We start from the raw sequence: 12,428 nt of genomic DNA on the forward strand, positions 1-12,428 counted from the left end.
ATTTCCCACCACCAGCAATCGCCACCACCTGAGCCATTTAAGCTGATCGCCCGTTGCAGAAGCGATTGTGTCAAGATCGCAGTAGACGATCGAGTGGAGGATCAAGCGATGAATTCAGGGGACTTGCGATCGGCAGCGCTGCGATTATCAGTGGGCGATCGGTTGCGGCTAATTTGGGATTTAGTGCGATCGCTCCTGGGCTGGGATGGGGCGATCGAGCCGGCCGCGCCCGCAGAACCTAGCCTAGAACGGGCGATCGCCCGAATTGAGCCACTGATTGACCAGGCGGCAAGTCACCAACCGCACTATCAACCACAACTCAAGACCCGTTTGCTGGATAACTTGCGCCACACGTTTGCCCAATCCCCTAGCCATTGGCAAACCCTATTAGCCATGTCAGAGACGGCGTTATCAGAAAAAGTAGCATTGCTGTTAGCTACTGAAGCCTTACTCGCAGCCAGTGAGGATGAATCTGAAGCGGATCAGGCAGAATTACAGCAACTGATTGAAGGGCGATAAACCGAATAGTTTATTTACTAGATACCAATATTGTCAGTGAGTTTTTAAAACGGGATTCTCAACTGCTGTCCCAGCTTCGGTTGTTATTGGCAACTGAGTCCGTAGCCATTAGCGCCATCACCTACTATGAAATTCGGCGGGGTCTATTAGCGAAGGCCGCACCCAAACGATTAGAACTATTTGATCGATTCTGCCAGTTTGTTAATATTGTGCCAGTGACGCATCCGGAAATTGTCAATATTGCCAGCGAGATTTATGCAGATCTGCGATCGCGTGGTTGTTTGATTCAAGATGCAGATATTTTGATTGCGGCAACAGAGATCGCCCAAAATTGGATCTTGATTTCCAATGATTCTGATCTCTCTCGCGTGCAAGGATTACGATTGGAAAATTGGCTGATTCGTTGAATCTAAAAAACAATGGAGGATCAAGCGATGAACCCAGGGGACTTGCGATCGGCAGCGCTGCGATTATCAGTGGGCGATCGATTGCGGCTGATTTGGGATTTAGTGCGATCGCTCCTGGGCTGGAATGGGGCGATCGAGCCGGCCGCGCCCGCAGAACCTAGCCTAGAACGGGCGATCGACCGGATTGAACAACTAATTGACCAGGCCTTGGCAGCACATCCCGACTGGGATCCTGGCTTGAAGCGGCCGGTACTCGATCGGGTGGCATCTTCCCTTTCGCAATCGCCCGATCGTTGGCGAGCCATCTTAGCCACACCAGAGGAAACGCTTCTGAAGCGTGTGAGCCTGTGGCTAGTTATGGAAACATTTAGTCAGATTGCAGCCGAAGAATCCGACACAGAAAAAGCAGAACTCGTAGCCATCATTGAGGGGAAATAGTGTTGGTTGGCTATCTGCTAGATACGAATATTGTGAGTGCCATCATTCAGGGCAATACCTCAGTAAAAGCTAAGTTTCTTGAGGTAATTGTGGTGATGCCCATCGCTATTAGCGCTATTACCTACTTTGAATGTCGGCGTGGGTTGTTGGCGAACAAGTCACAAAAGAAAATCCAAGCCTTTACTGATTTTTGCCAGTTGGTCGATATTGTGCCAGTGACGCATCCGGAAATTGTGGAAATTGCTAGCGAGATTTATGCAGATCTGCGATCACGCGGTTGCTTGATTCAAGATGCAGATATTTTGATTGCGGCAACGGCGATCGCCCAAAATTGGATTTTGATTTCCAACGATTCTGATCTCTCTCGCGTGCAAGGATTGCAATTGGAGAATTGGTTAATTCGCTAAACTGCTAACCCTTGCCCACAATCGACTTTTCAGCCTTTCATTTGGATAATTAGGCTTTTTGGGCTTTGTAGAGTTGCTTAAAGCGTTCCTGCTGAATTTTGTGATCAACGATCGGGGTGGGATAACCCAATGATCGACGCTCGATCGGGGTGATTTTTCCCGTGAGTAATGATCCCGTATCCAACCGGCGCAACTCAGGAACCCACTGGCGAATATAGTCACCCTCCGCATCAAATTTTTGGGCTTGGCTAGCGGGATTAAAAATGCGTAACGGCTTCGGATCCATGCCACTGGAAGCGCTCCACTGCCAACCGCCATTGTTAGCCGAAAGATCGCCATCGACCAGATTTTGCATAAAGTATTTTTCGCCCCAACGCCAATCAATGATCAAATCTTTGGTTAGGAAACTGGCCACAATCATCCGACAACGGTTGTGCATCCAGCCGGTTTCATTCAGTTGACGCATTGCCGCATCAACGATCGGATAACCCGTTTGGCCATTGCACCAAGCTTCAAAGAGAGCTTCATTGTTCTCCCAAGGAAAAGTTTTGAGGGGCGCACGATAGGCTCCTTCCGCAAGTTCGGGAAAGTGATACATCACATGTTGATAAAACTCGCGCCAGGCTAATTCCTGTTGCCAGGTGCGAATGCTGTTGATGGCTTCTTCGCTGCGGGCATGGTCGAGGGCGCTGGCGCTGGCTTGCCAAATTTCCCGAATCCCGATCACCCCGAATTTCAAGGCGGCGCTCAGACCCGATGTGCCCTCCAAGGCGGGGAAGTTGCGATCGGGATCGTAGGCTTCAATGGCCCGTTGGCAGAAGGTTTCCAAGCGAGATCGGGCGGCGGCGGTTCCCGGTTCCAAAATCCAAGGCCCATCCCAGGGATACCCCAATTGGCGAGTGGTGGGCAGCGGGATCGCCTGGGTTTTGGCTCGTTCAGCTTCGGTGAGGGGCAAAAGGCGATCGGGCGTGGGAGCGGGGGCCGCTTTCGATCGGGACTGCCAATTTTTCCAAAAGGGCCCATAGACCGTGTAGGGCGTGCCGGAGCCGGTGCGAATTTCGTCCGGCGCATGGAGCAGTTGATCCCACTGGGTTTGAGCAGCAACGCCCCGCTCCTTCAGAGCAGCCAACAGGACCCGATCGCGCTGCAAGGCGTAGGGTTCCACATCCCAATTCCAGGCCACGGCCACAGCTCCGAGGCGATCGGCTAAGTTGGGAATTTCCACCGTGGGATCCCCTTTGAGGATCAGGAAATCCCCACCCCGTTCTTGATAGGTTTGCTGCAATTCTGCCAAGCAACCGATCAGATAAGCCACCCGTGCGGGAGCCACATCATCTCGATCGAGAATTCCAGGATCAAGACAGAAAACACCGACAACTTTGGGCGATCGGGCAACGGCTTGGGCTAGACCTAAATTATCGGAAATTCGCAGGTCTTTTCGATGCCAAAACAGAATTAAGTCAGTCATGATTTCTGCCAATGATTCAGAGTAACGAATTAAGGAATATGGTTTCAGAGTTTACTCTAGTCCCTGAATCAGACACTAAATAGGCCTGCAAAAAAGGAGACTCATCTCTTTCATAGATCTGGTCTTGTTTGTGTTTTAGATCGTACACTTTAGATCGCGCATTGCGAATTTCAAAACTCGGCCGCTGATCTGTATGGCGCTTCTGAGGCAATTGGCTTAGTTTGATCCTGCTAAGAATGGCTTGGCTAGAAAATAGCTGGTGACAGTTTTGGCATCGACCATCACCCCCGATCGCACTGTTTCTTCAAACACTTCAGGAGTCATCAACACTACTTCAATATCTTCATCGTCATCCTGTAGCGGTGGTTTTTCTAGCTTGGTCAAATCTGTGGCCAAGAAGGCATAAATTAGCTCATCGGAATAGCCCGGGGCGATCGGGAAATCTCCCAAACAATGCCAAGTGGCGGCCGCATAGCCTGTTTCTTCTTCAATTTCCCGCCGAATGGTTTCCGCCGGATCTTCACCCAATTCCACGGTTCCAGCCGGAAACTCTAACAAGCGCCCTTGCATGGCGAAGCGATATTGCCGCACCAACACCAGTTGCCCATCGTTCGTGACCGGCACGGCCAGGGCCCCGCCGGGATGGCGAATACATTCCCATTCCCCCTCTGCGCCGTTGGGTAACCGCAATTGGGCAACCTCAAAGGCAAACTTACGACCGCGATAGGTGAGGCGATCGCGGAGTTTGTGGGCGAGTTCGGTTCCAAGGGGCATAGGACGGATGAATCGTGAGTTAGGCTAGGGGAATGACTGCTGAACAGTCTAGCGCTTGGACGATTTGCGCGATCGCCCGGCCCGTGAGCGGTTCCACCCAGTCGGGGGCAATTTCCGCCAGGGGAACCGCAAAAAATGCCCGATCGCCCAATCCTGGATGGGGCACTTGTAGCCGAGGCGTTTGCATCACCCGATCGCCATAAAGCAACAAATCCAAGTCCAAGGTGCGCGGCCCCCAATGCACTGTCCGCACTCGCCCCGCCTCGTTTTCCAGAGCTTGTAGCCGATCAAGCAAGGCCTCTGGGCTAAGGGCGACCTTCAACAGGGCACAACCATTCAGAAAGTCCGGCTGGGGCGGGCCCATCGGCGGGTTGCGATACCAGCGAGATCGACCCGTGACTTGAATTCCCGGTGTGGCATCCAAAGCCGCCAAGGCCCGCTCAAAGGTGGCGGCCACGTCGCCCAAGTTGCCCCCCAGGGCGATCGCACAGGGGATCGCACAGGATACTGAATGCTTGGGTATTGAATACTTGGGTGTTGAAGGCTTGGGTATTGAATGCGTGGGTATTGAATACGTTGGCTCCCTCTGTGCCAGATCCATGGAATCCGCCAAATTCTGCCCCGAAGTCGAATCGCTGTCCTGGGGGCAAGGCAAAGGTTCCATCTGCGGCGTTATTTTTGCCGTGACTGGCGCTGTTAGTGGTGTTGTCGTGGGTACTGTTGTGGGTATTGCTTTTGGTGCTGCCGTCGGTGCTGCCGTCGGCGTTGTCCCATCGTCCGCTGCCCGATCGCCCGTAAATTGCGCCATCGTTTCCGTCATTCGCTGCCTGTTAATTCGCCCTTGATTAGCCCTATGGCCCCCGCCCCGGGCCGTTGCCAAACGGTCACCGCCAAACCGCTCCTTAAAATACCGCCGATTCTGAACTTCTCCTCAACTTCTGATGAATCTTCCCCCCGATCCCTCCTGGTTCCATTTGTTGATTCGTTTAGGGCTGGCTCTGTTTGTGGGGGGAGCCATTGGGATCGATCGCCAGTTGCGACACAAGCCCGCCGGAATGCGCACTCATATGCTGGTGAGTTTGGGAGCTGCCCTGTTTGCCATCATTCCGGCGGAAATGGGGGCGAATATTGATGCCATTAGTCGATCAGCCCAAGGTGTGGCCACCGGGGTGGGTTTCTTGGGCGCGGGGGAAATTTTACGCACCAAACGCAGCGAAGAGAAGGTGAAGGGATTGACCTCGGCGGCAGCCGTTTGGGTCTCGGCCGGATTGGGGTTCGCGGCGGGCTGCGGCTTGTTAGGGGTGGCCACCCTGGGGGCCCTGATGGCTTTCCTAGTCTTGCGCTTGAATGGGGTGGAGCGGCGTTTAACTCGCAATTTTGATATGAACGCAATTATGGACGATGACTAAACTACAGCAGCTCCCACTTGCCAAAGCCGCCTGGCCCAAGATGGCGAATTTGGTTTATTTAGATTGTCATGCCACGACCCCGATCGATCCCCGAGTGGCGGAGGCCATGTGGCCTTTTTTAACGGACTATTTTGGCAACGCAGGCAGCAACCATGCCTACGGTTGGGCCGCGGCGGCCGCGGTCGATCGATCCCGGGCTACTTTGGCTGCGGCGATCAACGCCAGCCCTGAGGAAATTTTGTTCACCAGCGGTGCAACGGAAGCCAACAATCTGGCCATCAAGGGCGTGGCCGAGGCCTATCTCAACAAAGGGCGGCACTTGATTACGGTGGCCACGGAGCATTCGGCGGTGCTGGATCCCTGTCGCTATTTGCAGTCCCTGGGGTTTGAGGTGACGGTTTTGCCGGTCGATCGCCTGGGTTTGTTGAATCTGGAGGCCCTAGTCCAGGCCATGCGGCCGGAAACGGTGCTGGTGTCGGTGATGGTGGCGAATAATGAGATTGGTGTTTTGCAGCCGATCGAGCAAATTGGGGCCCTCTGTCGCGATCGGGGCGTGCTGTTTCACACGGATGCGGCCCAGGCGATCGGGAAAGTGCCCCTTGATGTACAAACCCAGTCGATCGATCTCATGTCCCTGACGGCTCACAAGGTTTATGGGCCCAAGGGCATTGGGGCCCTGTACGTGCGGCGGGGCAACTCCCGCGTGGCCTTGGCTCCCCAATTGCACGGCGGCGGCCAGGAACGGGGGCTGCGGGCGGGAACTTTGCCCGTATCGCAAATTGTTGGGTTTGGCCGGGCGATCGAGCTGGCGATGGAGCACCTGGCCACGGAAGCAGAACAACTGCAAATGCTGCGCGATCGGCTTTGGGAGCGATTGCAAACCTACTTTGCCACCGCGCCAGGTTTGGCCCTGGAACTCAACGGCCACCCCAGCCTCCGCTTGCCGGGTAACTTGAACGTCACGATCGAGGGCTTGCCCAACGGAGCCGTTTTGAAAGCCATTCAGTCGATCGCCGCTGTCTCTTCTGGCTCCGCTTGCCAATCGGAAACCGGCCGCCAATCCCATGTGCTCAAGGCGCTCGGGCAGTCGGCGGGCCCTCTCACCACAACGCTGCGGTTTGGGTTGGGTCGCTTCCATGACTTCGTCACGATCGATCGAGTTGCGACCCGGTTAATTGGGGCGATCGAGCAGATTCGCCGCAACGCTGGAACCCTAGCGTGAAGGCTCTTCCACAGACTCAAACCGCATCCCAAATGGGCCACCCCTCGTTTAACGCCCCCGTTAACCATTGACCAAGCCTTTGACCAAGCCTTGACCCGGCATTAACCAGGCGCTGAGTCAAAAATCTAGCCAGTCCATGGCGGTCGGCCACGGTATTTTGCGCTAGGGACAGAATTTCCCCCTCAATTTCCAAAATTTCTGCTACCTTGCGCTGTATCGTGCCAAGGCCGCAATCATCGCTCACCCCGCCCCCGGCTATTCCAAACCGCTGTTCAAAGCCGCTGTTCAAAGCCGTTGTTCAAAATCTCCATGAACAATCCGGTTTTCAGCACCGAGCGATCGGGTTATGCAATCAAGGTGGCATAACCGGCGCGATCGGGTAAAACTGATGGGGAGTTTGCTGAAAGGCGAAGTAGCATTCCCATGCACCCTAAATATTTGCCTCTAAATAACCCGTTCAAAATGCTTGGGAGTTGGTTAAATTTCTAATTTCGTCTGAATTTTGCTGTTCTTCATGTCATTTTTCACGCCATTGCAGTTTCATTTTCAAAAGCTTTTCTTGAAATAAACGGAATTTCACTCTATTCATCATTCAATTCTATGGATTTAGAACCCTTAATTTTCAGCAATTGATAACCACCGATATCTATTGCTCACGTCCCCTGACCGCATCAACCCTTAACTTTCCCCACGCATCCTGAGCCTGCTGGTTCATTTCGTTGCTCCGCGATGTTTTCTCAACCGCTATTCCTACCCTTCCGGCTCTTCCTGTTGCCCCTATGACTCGGCTGTTTTCTAAACGATCTGGTTCTTCGCGATCCCAAGCCGCCCGTGGCTATCGTTCCAGTAAGGTGGGGCAAAACTTCAATCAGCGATCGCGGTTTTCTTGGCGATGGTGGCTGTTGGCGTTGGTGACCTGTGCGGCGGTGTTGGGAGGCAGCTATGCCTGGACAACCAACAATGCTTCGCTGAAAACCGCCTTGGACAATTCCGCCGTGGCCTCTCAGTCGGCTCCGCCCCTTTCCCTAGGTGAAGCGCTCGATCGCAGCATTGGTAACTTTCGCCAGCAAGTGACCAGCCAAGAGCAGGAAATTTTGATGGCTCTGGGGAATTTGCCCCAAGCTTTTGTGGGCAAACTGGTGCGGGATCAGCGCCTGGCCAGTGGTGAGAAGGTGGTGGCGTTGACCTTTGACGATGGGCCAGCCCCCCGTTACACCGATCAGGTGCTGGACATTTTGAAACAGGAAGACGTGAAGGCCACGTTCTTTGTGATTGGTCGCATGTTCCAGGCCTTCCCGACGATCGGGCAGCGCGTGGCCCGGGAAGGTCACGTGATTGCGAATCACACCTGGTCCCATGGTTACCATCGCCATGCTCCGGCTGCGGCGGCCCGTGAAATTGACCAAACTGCCGCCATCATCCAAGCCAAAACCGGCCAGGTGGCTCGCCTCTATCGGCCGCCGGGTGGCGTTTTGAACAATGGGATGGATACCTACGCCCAAGGTCATGGATACGCCACGGTTCTGTGGGGCACGGATACGGGCGATTGGCGCAGACCTCCGGCGGCCACCATTGTCGATCGGGTGATGCGAACCATGCACCCGGGCGATATTGTGCTGATGCATGATGGCGGGGGCGATCGACACAACACGGTGGCAGCCTTGCCCATCATCATTCGGCAACTGAAAGCCCAGGGTTACCGCTTCGTCACCATGCCGGAACTCTTGCAACTGCGGGCCCAAGCCAGCCGCTCCGCCAGCACCCGAGCCACGGCCAAGCCCCAACCAACAGCGACCGCAATGCAACCGGCTAACCCTACGCCCGGGGCGATCGACCCAACGGTCAACGCTCCCATGAATGCCCCCAATTCCACCATGGATTTACCGCTGTAGGAACCGCTGAAGTCATTGCTGCTGTGTTCCCCGAATCGGCTGATTTGCCTGGGCAAATTGCCAAATAGAGTCTAGATTCCCCGAATCGAGTGATTTGCCTAGGCCAATTGCCAAATTAAATTGGCGCGCTATGGTGTATGGAACTTGTGCCGATCCCCGACAATTGCCTTGGGGATCGGTTCACGAGTGCCGCCCTATGCCAAATTTTGGCGCGAGGAGATCCCCTATGGCTAATGTGCAGACTTGCTCGACTTGCGGTGTGCGGATTGAAATGAATCCGCTGGGTGATCGAGTGCTGTTTTCCTATGGCAGCCCAGGCACGAGGGCGCGTCTCTGGAGCCGAGTTTGTAAATTTGTAGCCGATCGGGGAGGTTGCATTAACCAAGATCAAGGGGCGATCGGGGCCACTGAGCCAAGTGATGAATATAATCCGATGCCGGAAGGATAATCGAGCACGGATATAAAACTGAGAAAGAGGCGTGGCGGGTCAACCAACGACGATCGAACATGGGACAGAGAAAGTCCATCGGGTACTGCGTTGGGCCCGCCGATGGGGGCAGGGGATCGGCTGATCATCCCCTGCCTTTGGTTTTGGGAGAGCATTTTGAGCATGGGTCAAGATTTGGGCGATCGCGCCGGCCAACTAGGCAGCGGGTTCAAGGTTCACGGGTTCAGAATTCACAGGTTTCACCACTGGCTCAATCCAAACCATTGGCAAAGCTGGTGGCAGGGTCGGTGGCAGACCGATTGGGCCAAGCTGTTGGGTCTGTGGCTGTTGGTGTTGCTGGTCGATCGGGCTTGGTTCGCGATCGACCAATCAGCCCCCGCCTGGGATCAAGCGGAATATCTGACGGCGGCCCTGACCTATGCCGATGCCCTGCGGGATCCCCAGTGGTTGTCTGGTTCCTGGTGGGTGGATTTTTGGCGACTCTCCCCCAAAGTGCCACCCCTGGTGGCAATCATCACCGTGCCGTTTTTATGGCTGTTTGGCCCCACGGCCGATGCTGCGACGGCGTTGAATTCCGCCTGTTCGCTGCTGTTGCTGGGGTCGGTTTATGCGATCGGGCGGCGATTGTTCGATCGCACCACGGGCTGGTGGGCCGCCCTACTGTGCAGTGTGATGCCCGGTCTGTGGCGCGTGCGACTGGACTATCTCACCGAATTCCCCTTGGTGACCGTGGTAACGGCAGCCTTTGCGGCCCTGGTGTTTTGGGCAACGGGGGGCCGGTTTGGCCCCTGGCGCGGACGTTTGGCCCATTGGCTGTGGGCGATCGGGCTGGGGCTGTTGTTGGGAGCTGGACTGCTGACCAAGCAACCGGTGGTTTTCTTCCTGGGGCTGCCCTGGGCGGGATTGCTGGCCGTTGCCCTCTGGCGATCGCGCTGGGAACGGGTCACCCAAGGCCTGTTGGCCCTGGGGATCAGTTGGATCGTAGCGGCTCCTTGGTATCAGACAAATTGGCTCTTTGTGCTCAGTGGCGGCAAGCGGGCCACGGTGGATTCCGCGATCGTGGAAGGTGACCCGGCCCTCAACACCCTTGATGCTTGGATTTATTACCTGAAGCTTTTTCCGCAACATCTGTCTTGGCCCCTGCTGGGCCTGGCGATCGCGGGGGGCTGTTTGGCCTTTCTGAAATATCAACAACAACTGGCTTGGCCCGATCGGCCCTGGCCCAGTTCACCAGTCCCCAAGGACGATCGCCGGGGGTGGCTCTGGACGTTGGGCTTTTGGCTCGGAGCCTATCTGTTGTGTTCCTTGCTGGTAAACAAAGACTGGCGCTACGTTTTGCCCTATTGGCCCGTGGGGGCGATCGTCTTGGCCCGAGGCTGGCTGGTTTGGGGAGCGCGGGTACGGTGGAGCCTGTTGGGGCTGACGGTGTTGCTGTCGGTGCTCAGTTGGTTGCCGCCCACGGCCGCCGGGGTGGCTCCCTTGGTTCCCGGGCCGATGCGGGTGGTGCAATGGGGGCCCGCCTTGCCCCATGCCCAAGTGGTGCAGGCCGTGATCGATCGCGCACCCTATCTGCAATCCACCGTGGGCGTGTTGCCCTCCACCGCCGAACTGAATCAACACAACCTCAACTTCTTTGGAGCTGCCCGAAATTTTCAGGTTTATGGCCGGCAGGTGGGCACTGATCCGCAAGCCGTGGCCCAAGATGCCCGATCGCTCGATTGGTATTTGCTGAAGACCGGTGACCAGGGATCGATGCGCGGCCGACGACGGCGGGAAGCCCAAGCGGCCACCAGCCAAACCCTGCGCCAAAGTTCCGAGTTACAGTTGGTGGAACATTGGCCCGTGGCGGCGGATTCCGAATGGCAACTTTGGCAGCGGCGATCCCCATCGGTGACGGTCACCCCCTTGGCCAATCCGGCTCCCTTGAAGCTCATGGCCCAACTGCCGGAGCGGCTGCCCCCGGGCCAAGTTGCGCCGGTCACCTATCGTTGGCAGGGCCCGGCGGCCCAACTGCAAGGGGGCTTGGCCCTGTTGACCTGGCAGCGCGAACCCACGCCCGATCGCCCGGCGGGTCGCACCGGTTGGATTGACGATCGGGCCATTGGTCGCGGCCGGTTAATGACCCCTCTTCCCCCGTCCACCGGCCAGGCCTGGGAGGTTTGGGATCGATCGGCCATGGTCTTGCCGCCGGACTTGGCCCCCGGTCGGTATCGTCTTTGGGCGAGTCTGTTGCCCAACGATCCCCAATTGGGCGATCGGGCCCAGCCGATCGCGATTCCCACAGAAGCCACCGTGGTGATTGACCCGGCCGCCCCGGCCCAACCGGCTCCCGAACTGGACGGCGTGGCCCAACTGCGGCTGCTGGGATTGCAATTGCGATCGGGGCGATCGGGCTTGGAATCCGTGTTCAACACCATTGGCCGGATTAACCAATACAATCCCAATCAAACCTACGTGGCCCAAGCGGAACTGACCCTCCGTTATCGCCTCAGTCAACAGCCCGATCGGCTCGGTTGGCGCTATGCCCTCGGCTTGGCCCAAGTGTTGGATCAAAACACCAGCGGCGCGATCGCCACCTTCGAGCAAATCACCCAAGCGGAACCACGCAACCCTTGGGCCCAGGCCTATTTGGCCGTGGTGCGGCTTTATGAATTTCAAACCGATGCCGCCTGGCCCGCTATCCAACAAGCCTTAGCCTTGGCTCCCCGAGTGCCCGAATTCCATTACCTAAAAGCCGTGGCCCATGCCCAACGCTGGGAACTGGGCCGGGCGATCGCGGAGTTGCGGATCGGTCAGTCCCTGGAGCCGGCCGCCACCCAAAGCCACCACCCCCCGATCGGGTTAATCCCGCCCACCAGTTGATTGCAACTGATTGCAACCTGTTGATCATGACCCGTTGATCGCGATCGGTCGCCTTGCCGTACAATAGGATGCTTGCTTATACCCTTTTTTGCCGCCAAGACCCAGCATCTGTTTAGGGCTGTGCAGTCCAGCGGTCTCAAGCATTAGCCCCTGTCGAGTTTCGACAGTCCAACCCTTAGTCAACAAGCAGAAACACCGCAATGGCTAAAAAGTCCATGGTCGAGCGCGAAAAGAAGCGCGATCGCCTGATTGCTAAATATGCCGCCAAGCGTGCCGATCTGAAGGCGCAGTTTGAATCCGCCCAGGATCCGATGGAAAAGCTGGCCCTGCATCGCCAAATTCAGCGCCTGCCCCGCAACAGCGCCCGGAACCGCCACCAAAACCGCTGCTGGTTAACTGGCCGTCCCCGTGGCTACTACCGCGATTTTGGTCTGTGCCGGAATGCTCTGCGCGAAATGGCTCACCAAGGCTTGCTGCCCGGTGTGGTCAAGTCGAGCTGGTAAGCAACGAACTGGCCAGCATCAGCAGTACCATTACCGCACCGTTTTGGGGCTTCTTGCCGAAGTCCATCCCGTTTTCACA

13 protein-coding genes are annotated in these 12,428 nt (G+C 56.3%); 10 read left to right on the forward strand and 3 right to left on the reverse strand.

From position 1 onward, the window contains the following. Positions 1-108: 108 nt before the first annotated feature. The 4 genes from ACZA91_RS04565 to ACZA91_RS04580 are packed head-to-tail and all read left to right on the forward strand — an operon-like array spanning position 109 to position 1,771. Positions 109-519, forward strand: coding sequence for a hypothetical protein (locus ACZA91_RS04565; RefSeq protein WP_463184931.1), 411 nt, complete (start codon positions 109-111; stop codon positions 517-519). Between the two features lie 5 nt (positions 520-524). After that, positions 525-926: a PIN domain-containing protein gene (locus ACZA91_RS04570; RefSeq protein WP_463186386.1), complete on the forward strand. Its 402-nt coding sequence runs from the start codon at positions 525-527 to the stop codon at positions 924-926. A 27-nt stretch (positions 927-953) separates the two neighbouring features. Then, positions 954-1,364 (forward strand): hypothetical protein, encoded by a 411-nt coding sequence (locus ACZA91_RS04575; protein ID WP_463184933.1) that lies wholly within the window; start codon positions 954-956, stop codon positions 1,362-1,364. After that, positions 1,364-1,771 carry a PIN domain-containing protein gene (locus tag ACZA91_RS04580; RefSeq protein ID WP_463184935.1) on the forward strand — a complete coding sequence of 136 codons (408 nt, stop codon included), beginning with the start codon at positions 1,364-1,366 and terminating at the stop codon, positions 1,769-1,771. The genes ACZA91_RS04575 and ACZA91_RS04580 overlap by 1 nt, the downstream gene beginning before the upstream one ends. Positions 1,772-1,820: 49 nt before the next feature. Here ACZA91_RS04580 and ACZA91_RS04585 read toward each other — a convergent pair whose 3' ends face one another. From ACZA91_RS04585 to folK, 3 genes are all read right to left on the reverse strand, one after another. Beyond that, the gene (locus ACZA91_RS04585; RefSeq protein WP_463184936.1) at positions 1,821-3,239 is read right to left on the reverse strand and encodes an FAD-binding domain-containing protein; all 1,419 of its coding nucleotides are present in this window, start codon (positions 3,237-3,239) and stop codon (positions 1,821-1,823) included. 216 nt (positions 3,240-3,455) lie between these two features. Continuing rightward, positions 3,456-4,013, reverse strand: a complete 558-nt coding sequence (locus tag ACZA91_RS04590; protein ID WP_190529044.1) for an NUDIX hydrolase — start codon at positions 4,011-4,013, stop codon at positions 3,456-3,458. 19 nt (positions 4,014-4,032) lie between these two features. Then, positions 4,033-4,677 (reverse strand): 2-amino-4-hydroxy-6-hydroxymethyldihydropteridine diphosphokinase, encoded by a 645-nt coding sequence (folK, locus tag ACZA91_RS04595; RefSeq protein WP_463184938.1) that lies wholly within the window; start codon positions 4,675-4,677, stop codon positions 4,033-4,035. Between the two features lie 277 nt (positions 4,678-4,954). On the opposite strand from folK, the gene ACZA91_RS04600 reads away from it, so the two are divergent. From ACZA91_RS04600 to rpsN, 6 genes are all read left to right on the forward strand, one after another. After that, the gene (locus tag ACZA91_RS04600; protein WP_463184940.1) at positions 4,955-5,422 is read left to right on the forward strand and encodes an MgtC/SapB family protein; all 468 of its coding nucleotides are present in this window, start codon (positions 4,955-4,957) and stop codon (positions 5,420-5,422) included. Continuing rightward, positions 5,415-6,644, forward strand: coding sequence for a cysteine desulfurase family protein (locus ACZA91_RS04605; RefSeq protein WP_463184941.1), 1,230 nt, complete (start codon positions 5,415-5,417; stop codon positions 6,642-6,644). Before ACZA91_RS04600 ends, ACZA91_RS04605 begins: the two co-directional genes overlap by 8 nt. Before the next feature lie 779 nt (positions 6,645-7,423). Beyond that, on the forward strand, positions 7,424-8,536 hold the full coding sequence (locus tag ACZA91_RS04610; protein ID WP_463184944.1) for a polysaccharide deacetylase family protein: 1,113 nt from the start codon (positions 7,424-7,426) through the stop codon (positions 8,534-8,536). Positions 8,537-8,762: 226 nt separating this feature from the next. Beyond that, positions 8,763-8,984 carry an NblD family protein gene (gene nblD / locus ACZA91_RS04615; protein ID WP_099531689.1) on the forward strand — a complete coding sequence of 74 codons (222 nt, stop codon included), beginning with the start codon at positions 8,763-8,765 and terminating at the stop codon, positions 8,982-8,984. Between the two features lie 162 nt (positions 8,985-9,146). Next, positions 9,147-11,846 carry a glycosyltransferase family 39 protein gene (locus tag ACZA91_RS04620; protein ID WP_463184946.1) on the forward strand — a complete coding sequence of 900 codons (2,700 nt, stop codon included), beginning with the start codon at positions 9,147-9,149 and terminating at the stop codon, positions 11,844-11,846. A 200-nt stretch (positions 11,847-12,046) separates the two neighbouring features. Then, positions 12,047-12,349 carry a 30S ribosomal protein S14 gene (gene rpsN / locus ACZA91_RS04625; protein ID WP_099531687.1) on the forward strand — a complete coding sequence of 101 codons (303 nt, stop codon included), beginning with the start codon at positions 12,047-12,049 and terminating at the stop codon, positions 12,347-12,349. Positions 12,350-12,428: the final 79 nt, after the last annotated feature.

The sequence above is a fragment of the Limnothrix sp. CMB-01 genome, assembly GCF_055193175.1.